At 74.3% G+C, this 16771-nt stretch carries 3 protein-coding genes; all 3 read right to left on the bottom strand.

Annotation, left to right across the window (positions count from 1 at the left end; all coding sequences use genetic code 11):
- Nucleotides 1-33: 33 nt before the first annotated feature.
- Nucleotides 34-4944 (bottom strand): type I polyketide synthase, encoded by a 4911-nt coding sequence (locus MUY22_RS28225; protein WP_371827694.1) that lies wholly within the window; start codon nt 4942-4944, stop codon nt 34-36.
- 168 nt (nt 4945-5112) lie between these two features.
- The gene (locus MUY22_RS28220; RefSeq protein ID WP_247049461.1) at nt 5113-10548 is read right to left on the bottom strand and encodes a type I polyketide synthase; all 5436 of its coding nucleotides are present in this window, start codon (nt 10546-10548) and stop codon (nt 5113-5115) included.
- Nucleotides 10545-16754 carry a type I polyketide synthase gene (locus MUY22_RS28215; RefSeq protein WP_371827693.1) on the bottom strand — a complete coding sequence of 2070 codons (6210 nt, stop codon included), beginning with the start codon at nt 16752-16754 and terminating at the stop codon, nt 10545-10547. Before MUY22_RS28215 ends, MUY22_RS28220 begins: the two co-directional genes overlap by 4 nt.
- Nucleotides 16755-16771: the final 17 nt, after the last annotated feature.

The following is a 16771-nucleotide window of genomic DNA, read 5'->3' as shown; positions in this document are numbered from 1 at the left end:
TAAGAGTGGCTCGCTCGAGTCGGCCCGGCTTCGTCACGCGGTGCCGAACTCGTTGTCGATCAGCTCGAACATCTGGTCGTCGGTCGCCAGGTCGAAGTCCAGGTCTTCGCCGTCGGCCGGGTCGCCCGCGCTCTCCCACACGGCGGTGAGCGCCCGCATCCGGGCGACGACCTGCGTCCGCACCCCGCGGTCCGCGGCCGCCGCCTGGTAGGCCGTCTCCAGCCGGGCCAGCTCCGCCAGGATCGACGGCGCCGCGCCGTCGCCGAGCGCGGACAGCTCGCCGCGGAGGAACTCCGCCACCGCGGCCGGGGTCGGGTGGTCGAACACCAGGGCCGCCGGCAGCCGCACCCCGGTGACGGCGCTCAGGCGGTTGCGCAGGTCGACCGCCGTCAGCGAGTCGAACCCGACCTCGCGGAAGGCCTGGCCGGAGCCGATGCCGTCCGCGGACAGCCCGAGCACGGTCACGGCCTCGGTGCGCACCACGTCCGTCAGCGCGCGCACCCGGTCCTCTTCGGACAGTCCACTGAGCTGCTGCAGCAGCTGCGAAAGCGTTTCTTCACCGCCGCCGTCCGCGCTGTCCTCGTCGCCGCGCAGGGCCTTCCGCACCTGCGCGAGCTCACCGAGCAGCGGGCTGGGCCGGCGGGCCGTGAAGCCGGGGGCGAACCGTTCCCAGTCGACGTCGGTGATCACGACGTAGGGCTCCCGCCGCGCGACCGCCTGCTCGAGCGCGAGCAGCGCCGGTTCGACGTCCATGGTGCGCAGGCCGGTCCGCCGCAGCTGGTCCTCGACCTCGGCCGAGTCCGACGACATCCCGCCGCCGCCCCACGCACCCCAGGCGATCGACGTCGCCGCCAGACCGCGGGAGTGCCGCTGCGCGGCGAGTGCGTCGAGGTAGGCGTTGGCGGCGGCGTACGCGCCCTGGCCGCCGCTTCCCCACAGGGCGGCGTTGGACGAGAACAGCACGAAGGCGTCCAACGGCCGGTCGCCGAGGAGCTCGTCCAGGTTTGCCGCGCCCGCGACCTTGCCGGACAGCACCGCCGCGAACCCGGCCAGGGTGGTGTCCTGCACCGCGGCGGTGGTCGCCACCCCGGCGGCGTGCACGACCGCGGTCAGCGGCGCGTCCGCGGGCACGCCGTCGAGCAGCCGCCGCAGGCTGTCGCGGTCCGCGACGTCGCATTCCGCGATGGTGACCCGGGTGCCCGTCGCCTCGATCTCGGCGGCCAGCTCCGGGGCTCCCGGGGTGCCCGGCCCGCGCCGGGCGGCCAGGATCAGGTGGTCGGCGCCGGTGGCGGCCAGCCGGCGCGCCACCTGGGCGCCGACGCCGCTGAGCCCGCCGGTCACCAGCACCGTGCCGTGCGGCTCCCACGGCCGCACCGCGGGGGCGTCGGCGAGCGGGGCCGGCACCAGCCGCCGCACCAGCACACCGGACGGCCGCACCGCGAGCTGATCCTCCTCACCCGCGCCGGCGAGCACGGCCAGGACGCGCCGGACCGCGTCCCCGTCCACGACGGCGGGCAGGTCGACCAGCCCGGCCCAGCGCTCGGGCTGCTCCAGGGCCGCCACCCGGCCGAGGCCCCACACCATCGCCTGGGCGGGGTCGCCCGGCGGGTCGGCGGCGCCGGCCGACACGGCCCCCTGGGTGAGGACCCACAGGGGCGCGTCCAGCTCGGCGTCACCGAGCGCCTGCACCAGCGTCACGGCGGCGGCGACACCGGCCGGCAGCACCGGGAGCCCCGGGTGCGCGCCCCGCGTCGCGCCGAGGAACGACACCACGCCCCGCACGTCGCCGATCCCGGTGGCGATCTCCCGCAGCCGGTCGGCCACGACGAGGCGGTCGACGTCGGCCGGGCCGAGGACCAGCCGGGCCACCCAGGCGCCCTGGGCGGTCAGCCCGTCGGTCACCGCGATGACCTGCTCCTGGTCGAGGGCGTCCTCGGGCAGCACGGCGATCCAGGTTCCCGGGAGGGCGCGCGGCTCGGGTTCGGCGAGCGGCCGCCAGCCGACGCCGTAGCGCCAGCCGTCCACAACGGACTCACTGCGGCGCTGCCGGTACCAGGAGGACAGCACCGGCGCCAGCACGTGCAGCGACGACTGTTCTTCGGACGACTCCAGCTCCAGCAGGCGGGCCAGGCCGTCGAAGTCGCGCTGCTCCATCGCGGTCCAGAGGTCCGCGTCGAACCCGGTCCCGCTCCCGCTGGTCTCGCCGGCCGGAGCGTCCAGTTCTTCGAGCCAGTAGCGCTCGCGCTGGAAGGCGTAGGTGGGCAGGTCGAGGTGCGCCGCGGGCCGGTGGGTGGTCCAGGTGACGGGGACGCCCCGGACGTGGACTTCGGCGAGGCTGGTCAGCAGCCGCCGGATCCCGCCGTCGTCGCGGCGGAGGGTGCCGGCGACGACGGTGGGGACCTGCTCACGCGCGTCGAGGACGTCCTGGACGCCGGTGGTCAGCACCGGGTGCGAGCTGACTTCGATGAACGCGCGATGTCCTTGGTCCAGCAGGGTTTCGACCGCGGGGCCGAAGCCGACCTGGTGCCGGAGGTTGCGGTACCAGTACCCGGCGTCCAGCTCCGCGCCCTGAACCCACTCCTGGGTGACGGTCGACCACATCGGGATCTCGGCCGGGGCGGGCTCGATACCGGCCAGCGTCCGCAGCAGCCGCTCCTGGAGGACTTCGACGTGGCGGGTGTGAGAGGCGTAGTCGACCGGGATCATCCGGGCCCGTACTCCGGCACTCTCACACCCGACCTGCACCTCGGCCAGCGCGCCGGGATCACCGGCGACCACCACCGAGGCGGGACCGTTGACCGCCGCGATCTCCACCCGCCCGTCCCAGGCCAGCAGCCGTTCGGCGGCCTGTTCGACCGGCAGCGCCAGCGACAGCATGCCGCCGCGGCCGGCCAGCTCGGTCGCGATGGCCTGGCTGCGCAGGGCGACCACCTTGGCCGCGTCCTCCAGGGAGAGCACGCCGGCCACGCACGCCGCGGCGATCTCGCCCTGGGAGTGTCCGACGACCGCGTCCGGCACGACACCCCAGGATCGCCAGACTGCGGCCAGGCCCAGCATCACGGTGAACGACGCGGGCTGCACGACGTCGACCCGGTCCAGCTCCGGTGCGCCCGGCGCGCCCTGCAGGACTTCGGTCACCGACCAGTCCAGCCAGGGCGCCAGCGCCTTCTCGCACTCCGCGACCACGGCGGCGAACACCGGCGACACCGCCAGCAGCTCCCGGCCCATGCCCGGCCACTGCGCGCCCTGGCCGGGGAAGACGAACACCCGCTTGCCTTCGACGTCCGCCACACCCGAGACCGTCGCGGCGCCGTCGGCCAGTGCGCGCAGCCCGGCCACCGCTTCCGCGTCGTCGGCCGCCAGGACCACCGCGCGGTCGGGCAGCATCGCCCGGGTCGTCGCCAGGGACGTCCCGACGTCCGCCAGCGACACCGCGTTCTCGTCCACAAAGGACGCCAGTTGCGCGGCCTGGGCACGCAGCCCGCCGGCCCCGCGGCCCGAGACCACCAGCGGCACCACGCCTCCCGCGAACGGCGCCGGTCCTTCGGCGACGGGGTGCTCGGGTGCTTGTTCGAGGACGAGGTGGGCGTTGGTGCCACTGATCCCGAACGACGACACCGCCGCCCGGCGGGGACGGTCCACGCCGGGCCAGTCACGGGCCTGCGTCAGCAACCGCACCCCGCCGGCGGACCAGTCCACATTCGGGGTCGGCTCGTCCACGTGCAACGTCGCCGGCAACACGCCGTGGCGCATCGCCTCGACCATCTTGATCACGCCCGCCACGCCCGCCGCACCCTGCGTGTGCCCGATGTTGGACTTCACCGAACCCAGCCACAACGGCTCGACCCGATCCTGACCATAAGTCGCCAGCAACGCCTGCGCCTCGATCGGATCACCCAGCGACGTCCCGGTACCGTGCGCCTCGACGACGTCCACATCGGACGCGGACAGGCCCGCACTGGCCAGCGCCGCCCGGATCACCCGCTGCTGCGACGGACCGTTCGGCGCCGTCAAACCATTCGACGCACCATCCTGGTTCACCGCCGAACCACGCACCACCGCCAGCACCCGGTGCCCCGCGGCCTGCGCCACCGAAAGCCGCTCCAGCAACACCAATCCGACACCCTCGCCCCAGCCGGCACCGTCGGCCGACGCGGCGAAGGACTTGCAGCGGCCGTCCGGGGACAACGCACCCTGACGGCTGAACTCGACGAACGTGCCGGCCGCCGACAGGATGGTCACCCCGCCGGCGAGCGCCATCGAACACTCGTCGCGGCGCAACGCCTGTGCCGCAAGGTGGATCGCCACCAGCGACGACGAACACGCCGTGTCCACCGTCAGCGCCGGGCCCTCGAAACCCAGCGAATAGGCCACCCGGCCCGTCGCGATGCTGCCGGCGCTGCCCGCACCGAGATAGCCCTCGTACTCGTCGGCGACGCGGTTCAGCCGCATCGCGTAGTCGTGGTAGGCCATGCCCGCGAAGACGCCGACACCGGCGCCACGCAAGGACAACGGGTCGATGCCGGCCCGTTCGAAGGTCTCCCACGACGTCTCCAGCAGCAACCGCTGCTGCGGGTCCATCGTCACGGCCTCGCGGGGACTGATCCCGAAGAACGCGGCGTCGAAGTCCGCGGCGTCGTGCACGAAACCGCCCTCGCGGACGTAGGACTTCCCGTAGCGGGCGCGATCCGGGTCGAACAGGTTCCGCACGTCCCAGCCGCGGTCCTCGGGGAACGGCGAGATCGCGTCGACGCCGTCGGCGACCAGCCGCCACAGGTCCGCCGGCGACCGCACCCCGCCGGGGAACCGGCAGGCCATCCCGACGATCGCGATGGGTTCGGTCGTGGCCGCTTCGAGCTCGTCGGCCCGGCGGCGAGCCCGCTGTAGATCCGCGGTGACCCACTTGAGGTAGTCGACGAGCTTCTCTTCATCCGTCATGTCGATGCAACCTTCTCCGTAACGAACCCCGCGCGGGCCGACCGCGGCCGGACGGCGGTCACCGTGAAGTCATCGGGCCACTTCGAGTCTCGCCCGGCCGCGTCACCCCGGACCCCTTGGGCCACCCCCTACGGCTCCCCTGTCCTGCCGGGCCGGGGCGACGCGCGCCGGGGATCACTTCTCGACGCGGCCGAGCTGGTTGTCGATGAAGTCGAAGATCGCGGCCGTCGAAGCCGTCCGCAGCTCCGTCGCGGCGTCGGCGTCCCCGGCGGTCGCCGGACGCTCCTTCCACCGCGACAGCATGGCTTGCAGCCGGGCGGCCACCTCGCCTTCGAGCGCGCTGTCCAGCGGAATCGCCGACAGGGTCTCGGAAAGCCGGTCGAGGTCCGCCAGGGTCGACCGGGTGCTGTCGACGGGCCGGAACAGCTCGGCTTGCAGCAGGCGCGCCAGGGCGGCCGGGTTCGGGTGGTCGAAGATCAGCGTCGGCGGCAGGAGCACCCCGGTGACGGCCGTCAGCCGGTTGCGCAGCTGCACGGCGGTGAGCGAATCGAAGCCGAGCTCGCTGAACGCCCGCTCGGCGGACACCGCGTCGCCGGGCGCGTGCCCGAGGATCGCCGCGGCCTCTTTCCTCACCAGGTCCAGTAGTTCGCGTTCCTGGTCCGCCGGGGGCAGTCCGCCGAGCCGCTCGGCCACCGCGCCCCGGGTCGCCGCGATCGCCTGCACGACCCGCCGGCCCGGTCGCACCAGACCGCGCAGCAACGCCGGCACCGAGCCGGACATGGCTTGCGCGCGCAGTTCGGCGAAGTCCAGCTCGGCCGGCATCAGCACGGGATCGCCGTGGCCGAGCGCGGCGTCGAACAACCGCATGCCTTCCGCCGCCGTCATCGACCGGATGCCGTTGCCGGGCCGCGCCCACGCCGTCCAGGCCAGCGACACGGCGGGCAGCCCCTGCGCGCGTCGCCGCCGCGCCAGCGCGTCCAGGCAGGCGCCGGCCGCGCCGAAGGCACTGTGGCCCGGGTTCCCGGCGATGCCGGAGGCCGAGGAGAACAGGATGAAGGCCGCCAGGTCGCGCTCCCGGGTCAGTTCGTGCAGGTTCAGCGCACCGTCGACCTGGGGCCGGAGCACCGCGTCGAGGCGCTCGGCCGAGAGCTCGGTGATCCCGCAGTCGTCCGGTGTTCCCGCGATGTGCAGCACCGCGGTCAACGGGTGCTCGGCCGGGATCCCGGCCAGGAGCCGGTTCACCGCGTCGCGATCGGTGACGTCGCAGGCCTCGACCCGCACGTCCGCGCCCAGCGCCGCGAGGCCGGCCGCGCCGGCGGCGTCCGGTCCGCTCCGGCCGGCCAGCAGGAGGTGCCGCACGCCGTGTTCGGCCACCAGGTGCCGGGCGACGGTGCCGCCGACCACGCCGGTGCCGCCGGTGATCAGCACCGTGCCGGCCGGGTCCCAAGGCCGGGATGCTCCCCCGGCGCCGGCGCGCGCCAGTCGGGGCACCAGCGGCGAGCCGCCACGGATGGCGAGTTCGGGCTCTCCGGTCGCGACGGCGGCGGGCAACGCCCGCAGTGAGCGCTCGTCGTCGACGTCGACGAGGACGAACCGGCCGGGGTGCTCCCACTGCGCGGAGCGGGCCATCGCGCGGACGGCGGCGCCGGCGGCGTCCGGGACATCGGTGCCGCCGGCGGCGACCGCGCCCGTGGTCAGGACGGCCAGCCGCGCCGTGCTCCAGCGTGGCTCGGCGAGCCAGGCTTGGTAGAGCCGCAGGGCTTCGCGGGCCGCGGCGTGCACCTCGGTCGCCTCGATCTCCGCCACCACCAGGTCCGGCACCGGCCCGGCCGACTCGGCCAGGGACCGGAGGTCGGCGTGCGCGACCGCGTCGACACCGGCGGCCGCCAGGCGAGCGGCCAGCCGCGGGCTCGACACCACCGAGGGCGACGCGTCGCTCTCGGCCCCGGCGTCGGCGGGGACCCAGTCGACCCGGTACAGCGATTCCGTGACGCGCGAAGCGCCGAGTTCCGCGGGATCGAGTGGCTGGTGGGTGATGGTGCCGACGCCGAAGACCGGGGTGCCCTCGGTGTCGGTGGCATGAAGGGAGAACGTGCCCGGGCCGGTCGGGACGAGGTGGACGCGCAGCGTCGTGGCGCCCGTGGCGTGCAGGGTGACGCCGTGCCAGGCGACGGCCGACTGCGGCGTGTCCGGTGCCGCCGAGGTGACGACGTGGGCGTGCAGGGCCGCGTCGAGCAGCGCGGGGTGGAGGCCGAAACCGCCGTCCCCACCGGCGATGGGGAGCGAGACCTCGGCGTAGACGCGGTCGTCGTCGGTCCAGGCGGCGGTCAAGCCCCGGAAGGCCGGGCCGTAGTGGTGACCGCTCTCGGCGAGGGTGTCGTAGCAGCCTTCCACCTCCACCGGCCGGGCGCCCGCCGGCGGCCACGTGGGCCGGTCACCCGCTTCCGGCCGCGCCGCGGTGGGGTCGAGGACGCCGGAAGCGTGTCGGGTCCACCCGCCGCCGTCCTCGTCGTCGGCGGGTTCGGGACGGGCGTGGATGGTCAGCGCCCGGCTCCCGGTGGGGCCGGGCTCGGCGATGGACACCTGGACCTGGACCGCGTCCTGGCCGGTAAGGGTCAAGGGATGCGTCAGGACGAGTTCCTCGACCACCGGGCAGCCCACCTCGTCCCCGGCCCGCACGGCCAGCTCCACGAACAGGGTCTCCGGCACCAGCACCACCCCGGCCACCACGTGATCGGCGAGCCACGGGTGCGTCCGCACCGACAACCGGCCCGTCAGCACCACGCCGCCGCCCTCGGCCATCGCCAAGGCCGCTCCCAGCAACGGATGGCCCGGCGAGCCCAGTCCCGCCGCGGACACATCCCCCGAACCCGGCGGCGCGTCCAGCCAGAACCTCTCGTGCTGGAACGCGTACGTCGGCAGCTCCACCGGCTCACCGCCGCCGAGGTGAACGGACCAGTCCACCGGCACACCGCGCACGGACAACTCGGCCAGCGCGGTCAGCACACCGCGGGTCTCGGAGACGTTCTTCCGGGCGGTGGCCACGAACCCGACGCGGGTCTCCGGCAGCAGCGCGTCCGGGCCCATGCCGGTCAGCACCCCGGCCGGGCCTGCCTCCAGCACCGTGGACACCCCGAGGGCGGGCAGCGCCGCGAGCCCGTCACCGAACCGCACCGTGGCCCGGACGTGCTCCACCCAGTACTTCGGGTCCGACACCTGTCCCGGCTCGACGACCGCGCCGGTCACGTTCGACACCAGCGTGAGCACCGGCTCCCGCAGCGTGATCTGCTCGACCACCGCGCGGAACTCGTCCAGCATCGGCTCCATCAGCACCGAGTGGAACGCGTGCGAGACCCGCAGCCGCCGCACCCGGCAGCCCGCCTCCCGCAGCTCGTCCGTCACCGCGGTGAGCGCGTCCTGCTCGCCGGACAGCACCACGGACTCGGGGCCGTTGACCGCCGCCACCGACACCACGGCACCGGCCTGTTCCAGCACCTCCCGCACGCGCTGCTCGGTCGCACCGGCGACCGAGGCCATCGCCCCGCCCGCCGGCAACCGCTGCATCAACCCGGCCCGGGCCGCCACCAGCCGCGCCGCCCCGGCCAGGTCGAGCACGCCCGCGACGAACGCCGCGGTCACCTCGCCCAGGGAATGCCCGCCGACCACATCCACCTGCACGCCCCACGAGCGGAGCAGCCGGAACAACGCCACCTCGAAGACGAACAACGCCGGCTGTGCCCACCCGGTCTCATCGACGCTGTTTCCCCGGGCACCGTCGGCGGTACCGGTGAACATCACCGAACGCAGCGCGGTCGCATCGAGCCACCGCCCCAGCTCCGCGCACACCTCGTCGACCGCCTCCCGGAACACCGGGAACCGCTCGTACAGCTCGTGTCCCATCCCGGCGCGTTGGCTGCCCTGGCCGGAGAACATCACCGCCACGCCACCCGGACTCGCCACGCCCGAAACCACCCCGGGCGCACCTTCGGCCAGCGCGCGCAACCCCGCGACGGCCTCATCGCGGTCGGCGGCCAGGACCACGGCGCGATCCGGCAGCAGCGCCCGCGTCGTCACCAAGGACGTCGCCACGTCCGCGAGCGACACGTCGTCGTTGTCCACAAAGGACGCCAATCGGGCGGCCTGACCCCGCAGTCCCGCCGCGCCGCGGCCCGACACCACCAACGGCACCACACCGCCCGGCGCCGGTTCCCGAGCAGGAACCTCGACCTCGGGTGCCTGTTCGAGAATCACGTGGGCGTTGGTGCCGCTGATCCCGAACGACGACACCCCCGCCCGCCGCGGACGACCCACGTCCGGCCACGCACGAGCTTCGGTCAGCAACCGCACCGCACCCGCGGACCAGTCCACCTTCGGTGACGGCTCGTCGACGTGCAACGTCGCGGGCAGGACTCCCCGCCGCATCGCCTCCACCATCTTGATCACACCCGCGACACCCGCAGCACCTTGGGTGTGACCGATGTTGGACTTCACCGAACCCAGCCACAACGGCTCGACCCGATCCTGACCGTAGGTAGCCAGCAACGCCTGCGCCTCGATCGGGTCACCCAAAGACGTGCCCGTACCGTGCGCCTCAACAGCGTCCACATCGGACACCGACAGACCCGCACCGGCAAGAGCCGCCCGGATCACCCGCTGCTGCGACGGACCGTTCGGCGCCGTCAAACCATTCGACGCACCGTCCTGGTTCACCGCCGAACCCGCCACCACAGCCAACACCCGGTGCCCGGCGGCCTGCGCCACGGACAACCGTTCCAGCAGCATCAACCCGACACCCTCGCCCCAGCCCGTACCGTCCGCGGCACCCGCGAACGGCTTGCACCGGCCGTCCACCGCCAACCCACGCTGACGGCTGAACTCCACGAACGACACCGGCGACGCCATCACCGTCACACCACCAGCAAGAGCCAGCGAACACTCACCACGACGCAACGCCTGCGCCGCAAGATGAATCGCCACCAGCGACGACGAACACGCCGTGTCCACCGTCAACGCCGGACCCTCGAACCCCAGCGAATACGACACCCGGCCCGACGCCACGCTCCCGGCCGAACCCGAGCCCAGGTAGCCTTCGACGTCTTCCCGCGCGCCGCGAAAACGAGAGCCGTATTCCTGGTTGAACAAGCCCGCGAAGACCCCTACATTGCCGCCCCGCAAGGAAATCGGGTCGATTCCCGCGTTCTCGAACGTCTCCCACGACGTCTCCAGCAGCACCCGCTGCTGCGGATCCATGGCGAGGGCCTCACGGGGGCTGATGCCGAAGAACCCCGCGTCGAAGCCGGTGGCGTCGTCGAGGAAGCCCCCTTCACGGACGTACGACTTGCCCGCCCGGTCCGGGTCGGGATCGAACAGGCCGGCGAGGTCCCAGCCGCGGTCGTCCGGGAACGCCGAGACGGCGTCACTCCCGCCGGACACCAGGTCCCACAGCCCGGTCGGGGACGAGACGCCGCCGGGGAAGCGGCACGCCATGCCGACGATCGCGATCGGTTCGCCGGCCCGGGCCTCCAGGTCCCGCACTCGCCGCCGCGTCGCCAGCAGGTCGGTCGTCGCCTGCTTGAGGTAGTCGCGGAGCCTGTCTTCGCTGGTGGTCACGCGTCTCGCCTTCCCGGGGCATCGCCCAACTCGTCGAGCAGTGCGAACAGTTCGTCGTCGGTCGCCGCGCCCGGATCGATGGCCGCCGGTTCCGCCGGGCTCTCCAGCTTGCGCACGAGCTCACGCAGCCGGCCCAGCACGGTCCCGGCCTCGCCGTCGCCGAGCAGCGCGGGAATCGCCTGTTCCACCTTGTCCAGTTCGGACAGTGCCGAACCGGCGGCGGTCACGGGTGCGGGCGCGGCCTTGGCGGTGAGCTCCCGGGCCAGCTCGACCGGGGTCGGGTGGTCGAACACCAGCGTGGCCGGCAGGCGCGAGCCGGTGGCGTTGGCCAGCCGGTTGCGGAGCTCGACGGCCGTCAGCGAGTCGAAGCCCAGGTCCTTGAACTGCTGGTCCGGGTCGATGGCGTCCCGGCCGCCGTGCCCGAGCACGGCGGCGGCCTCGACGCGCACCAGGTCCAGCACGACGCGCTGCTGGTCGGCGACGCCGAGCCCGGTCAGCCGCCGGACCAGCTCGCTCGCCGGCTCGGCCGCCGCCGCGCTCTGCCGGGGTGCCTGGCGCACCAGGCCGGTCATGATCGCGGGCGCGGTGCCCGCCTGGAGCGAGCCGGTGTCCAGCACCGCGGGAACCACCACGGCGGCGGGGGTGGCGAGCGCGGAGTCGAGCCGCCGCAGCGCCTCGTCGTCGCTCATCGGCACCGCGCCACCGCGGGCGATCCGGGCGAGGTCGGTCTGCCCGAGACCGCCGCTCATCCCGCTCGCCCGGCCCCACAGGCCCCAGGCCAGCGAGACCGCCGGCAGGCCGCGGCGCCGGCGGTGCTCGGCGAGGCCGTCCAGATAGGCGTTGGCCGCCGCGTAGACGCCCTGGCCGGGACTGCCCACGACGCCGGCCAGCGACGAGAAGAGGACGAACGACGCCAGGTCGGCCTCCTGGGTGAGCAGGTGCAGGTTCCACGCGCCGAGCACCTTCGGGGCCAGCACGGCGGCCACCTGGTCCGGCCGGATCGCCGCGATCGGCGCGTCCGCCAGCACCCCCGCGGTGTGCACCACGGCCTGCAGCCGATGGCCCCGGACCACCGCGCGCAGCGCGTCGAGGTCGGTCACGTCGCACGCCGAGACGGTCACGTCGGCGCCCAGTCCGGTCAGCTCCTCGCGGAGGGCCTGCGCGCCTTCGGCGCCGGGGCCCCGGCGGCTGATCAGCAGCAGGCGCCGCACGCCCCGGTCGGCGACCAGGTGCCGGGCGACGAGGCCGCCGAGGGTGCCGGTGCCGCCGGTGACGAGGACGGTGCCGTCCGGGCCGAGCCCGGCCGGGAGGGTCAGGACGACCTTCCCGGTGTGCTTGGCCTGGCTCATGTACCGGTACGCGCCGGCGGCGTGCCGGACGTCCCACGCGGTCACCGGCAGCGGCCGCAGGTCGCAGCGGGCGAACAGCGCCAGCAGCGCTTCGAGCATCTCGGCGATGGTGTCCAGGCCCGCGTCCATCAGGTCGAACGCCCGGTACCGCAGGCCGGGGTGGTCCGCGGGGTCACGGACGTCGGTCTTGCCCATCTCGATGAACCGGCCACCCGGCTTCAGCAGGCCCAGTGACGCGTCCGCCTGCGCCCCGGCCAGCGAGTTCAGCACGACGTCGACGCCGGCGCCGGCGAACCGGCCGGCGAACTCGGTGGTCCGCGAGGAAGCGATGGCCGCTTCGTCGATCCCCAGCCCGGCCAGCACCGGCCACTTCGCCGGGTTCGCCGTCGCCAGGACCTTCGCCCCCCACAGCCGGGCGAGCTGGATCGCCGCCATCCCGACGCCGCCGGCGCCGGCGTGCACCAGCACCGTCTCCCCGGACCGCAGGCCGGCCAGCTCACGCAGCCCGTACCAGGCCGTCAGGAACACGATGGGGACCGTGGCCGCCTGGGCGAACGACCAGCCCGCCGGCACCGGGGCCACCGACCGCCGGTCGGTCACGACCACCGGGCCCGCGGCCGGCAGCAGGCCGAGGACGCGGTCCCCGGCCGCCAGGCCGGTCACGCCGGGCCCGACCTCGAGCACCACGCCGGCGCCCTCGCCGCCGAGGGCGCGCTGGTCGGCCACCATGCCCAGCGCGGTGACGACGTCGCGGAAGTTCACCCCCGCCGCGCGGACCGCGATCCGGACCTCGCCGGTCTCCAGCGGCCGCGTGCCCTCGTCCCAGGGCCGCAGCAGCAGGTCCGACACGCTGCCCGTACCGCGGGTCTCGAGCCGCCACGGGCCCGGGGGCGGCGTCAGCGGGTCGCCGGGGTGCCGCCGCACCAGCCGGGGCACCAGCGGCCGGCCGGCCCGGATCGCCACCTGGTCCGCACCGGTGCCGGCCACGCCGGGCACCGCGGCCCGCGACGCGGGGTCGTCGTCGACGTCGACCAGCACGAACCGGCCGGGGTGCTCGTTCTGCGCGGTGCGCACCAGGCCCCACACCGGCGCCAGGGCCAGGTCGACGGCGTCCCCGGACGCCGCCGCGACCGCGTGCGTCGTGGCCACCACCAGCGGGGTCTCGCGATCCCCGGTCAGCCACCGCTGGAGCACGCCGACCGTCTCGGCGACCACCGTCGCGGGATCGTGCCCGGTCACCCACACGACGTCGGTGCTCGGGGCGTCGGCTGCGGCACTCTCGGCGGAAACCGGTTGCCAGTCCACGAAGTACAGGCCGCCGGACTGCTCGCGGACGCCGTCCGCGGTGACCGGCCGCGTGGTGACGCTGTCGATCGTCGCGACCGGCGCGCCGGAGGCGTCGGCCACGTCCAGCCGGAACTCGTGCGCGCCGAGCGGCCGCCACCGGACCCGCACCGCCGTCGCCCCGGTGGCGTACACCCGTGCGCCGCGCCAGGCGAACGGCATCGCGGCGCTCGCACCGTTCGCCACCGCGTCGACCGCGCCCACGTGCATGGCGGCGTCCAGCAACGCCGGGTGGAGCGGGAAACCGGCCGCGGAGCCGGGGAGCTCCACTTCGGCGTAGCGGTCGTTGCCGAGCCGCCACGCGCGGCGCAGCCCGCGGAAACCGGGACCGTAGCCGAACCCGGCTTCCTCGAGGGTGTCGTACGCCCGCGACAGGTCGAGGCCTTGCGCGCCTTCGGGAAGCCACTCGCCGAGGGCCTCGCCGGTGACCCCGCGGGCCGTCGGCCCGGCCACCGCGGTGGCGTGGCACACCCACTCCGCGCCGTCACCGCCGGCCCGCGAATGCACGGTCACGGCCCGGTTCCCGTCCTCGCCGGGGGCCGCCACGCGCACCTGCACCTGCCGGGGCGAGCGGTCGGCCAGCACCAGCGGGGCCTCGAGGACCAGCTCCTTGATCTCCGGGCAGTCCACCTGGGCGCCGGCGTGCCAGACCCAGTCCGCGACGCCGGTGCCGGGCACCACGACCGTGCCGAACACGGTGTGCTCGGACCACCACGGCTGCAGGCCGGTGCCGACGCGGCCGGTCAGCACCAGGCCGGCGTCCTGCGTGAGGTCCACCACGGCCCCCAGCACGGGGTGAGCGGCGGTTCGCTGGCCCAGCGACGCGGCGTCGGAGACCGTCGCCGAGGTGAACCAGAACCGCTCGTGTTCGAAGGGGTAGGCCGGCAGCGGGACCCGCGGGCCCGGCCCGCCGAGCACCGCGGGCCAGTCCACCGCCAGCCCCGTGGTGAACGCGGCGGCGAGGCCGGCGAGCACCCGTTGCGGGCTGTCGTCGTCGCGGCGCAGGGTGCCGTTGACCGCGGCGTCGACCCCGGCCGCCTGCGCGGTTTCGGTGATCGCCATGGCCAGCGCGCTGTGCGGGCCGACCTCGAGGAAGTTCCGGACGCCCTGGTCGAGGGCGAACCGGACGCCCTGGTCGAACCGGACGCTTTCGCGCACCTGGCGGACCCAGTAGCCGGCATCCGGTTCGACCGGCCGTCCGGTCACCGTCGACACGACCGGGATCACCGGCTTCCGGTACATCAGCCCGCGCGCGACCCGGTCGAACTCCGCCAGCATCGGCTCCATCAACGGGGAGTGGAAGGCGTGGCTCACCCGCAGCCGGTTGACCCGCCAGCCCTGGGCGCGCAGCTCGTCCGCCAGCGCGTGCACGGCGGTGACCTCGCCGGACAGCACGGCCGAGGACGGGCTGTTCACCGCCGACACGACGACGCCGGTGCCGGCCAGCACCGACGTCAGCCGGTCGGCCGCGTCCAGTCCGGCCGGCGCGGCCACGGCCGCCATCCCGCCGCCCGGCGGGAGGGCCTGCATCAGGCTCGCCCGCGCCGAGACCAGCTTCGCGGCGTCCGGCAGGTCCAGGACGCCGGCCACGTACGCGGCGGTGATCTCCCCGACCGAATGGCCCAGCACGTAGTCCGGGCGCACGCCCGCCGCGGACAGCAGGTCCCACAGCGCCACCTCGACCGCGAACAGCATCGGCTGGGTGTAACCCGTTTCGTCGAGGGCGGCGGCGTCGCTGCGCATCACCTCCGCGAGGCCCGGGCAGTCCAGCTCGGCCACGACGGCCTCCAGGGACCGGGCGAACACCGAGTCCGCCGGCCACGACCGGCCCACGCCCGCCCATTGCGAGCCCTGGCCCGCGAAGACGATCGCCGACCGGCCCGGCAGGGCGGTGCCGCGCACGACGGCGGGCGAGGCCGCACCCGAGGCCACGGCCCGCAGGCCGGCGACGCCCGCGTCGCTGTCCGTCGCCAGGACGACCGCCCGGCGGGTCATCGCCGCCCGTCCGGTCAGCGACCCGGCCATGCCGGTGACGCCCGCGCTCGCGGCGTCGGCGAGCCGGGCCGCATGCGCGGACAGCGCCGGCTCGGTGCGCGCCGAGAGCACCCACGGGACCACACCGCCCGGGAACAGCGGCGGCGCGGGCTCTTCGCCGACGGTGTGCTCGGGTGCTTGTTCGAGGATCAGGTGGGCGTTGGTGCCGCTGATCCCGAACGACGACACCCCCGCCCGCCGCGGCCGACCTGCTTCCGGCCAGTCCCGCGACTCCGTCAGCAACCGCACCGCACCGGCGGACCAATCCACTTTGGACGTCGGCTCGTCCACGTGCAACGTCCGCGGCAACACGCCTCTGCGCATGGCTTCGATCATCTTGATCACACCCGCGACACCCGCAGCACCTTGGGTGTGACCGATGTTGGACTTCACCGAACCCAGCCACAACGGCTCGTCCCGGCCTTGCCCGTACGTCGCCAGCAACGCCTGCGCCTCGATCGGATCACCCAGCGACGTCCCGGTTCCGTGGGCCTCCACCGCATCGATGTCCACTGTGGACAGATCAGCGCTGGCCAGCGCCGCCCGGATCACCCGCTGCTGCGACGGACCGTTCGGCGCCGTCAAACCATTCGACGCACCATCCTGGTTCACCGCCGAACCACGCACCACCGCCAGCACCCGGTGCCCCGCGGCCTGCGCCACCGAAAGCCGCTCCAGCAAGACCAGCCCGACACCCTCGCTGAAACTGGTGCCATCCGCCGCACCCGCAAACGCCTTGCACCGCGCGTCACCGGCCAAACCACGCTGACGCGAGAAATCCACGAACAGACTCGGCGTCGCCATCACCGTCACACCACCAGCGAGGGCCATCGAGCACTCACCACGACGCAACGCCTGTGCCGCAAGGTGAATCGCCACCAGCGACGACGAACACGCCGTGTCCACCGTCAACGCCGGACCCTCGAACCCCAAGGAGTACGACACCCGGCCCGACGCGACGCTGCCCGCGTTCCCGGTCAGCCGGTAACCTTCGAGTTCGTCCAGCCCGGGCTGGGTGCTGACGGCGTACTCCTGGTTGATGACGCCGGCGTAGCACCCGACCGCGGTTCCCGCGAGGGTGCCCGGGTCGATTCCCGCGTCTTCGAAGGTCTCCCACGAGGCTTCCAGCAGCACCCGCTGCTGCGGGTCCATGGCGAGGGCCTCGCGCGGGCTGATCCCGAAGAACCCCGGGTCGAAACCCGCCACGTCCTCGAGGAAGCCGCCTTCCCGCACGTACGACGTGCCGGCCTTGCCGGGGTCCGGGTCGAACAGCCGGTCCAGGTCCCAGCCGCGGTCGTCCGGGAACGCGCCGATCGCGTCGACCCCACCGGCGACCAGGTCCCACAGCTGTGCGGGCGAGGAGACCCCGCCCGGGAACCGGCAAGCCATGCCGATGACGGCGATCGGCTCGGTCGCTTCGGCGAGGATTTCCGTGGTGCGCGCGCGGAGCCGTTCGTTCTCCTTCAGGGAAACACGCAGAGCGTCGACGAGTTGTT

The organism is Amycolatopsis sp. WQ 127309, assembly GCF_023023025.1.
GTDB lineage: Bacteria > Actinomycetota > Actinomycetes > Mycobacteriales > Pseudonocardiaceae > Amycolatopsis.
This window is presented reverse-complemented; position numbering and strand designations above follow the sequence as displayed.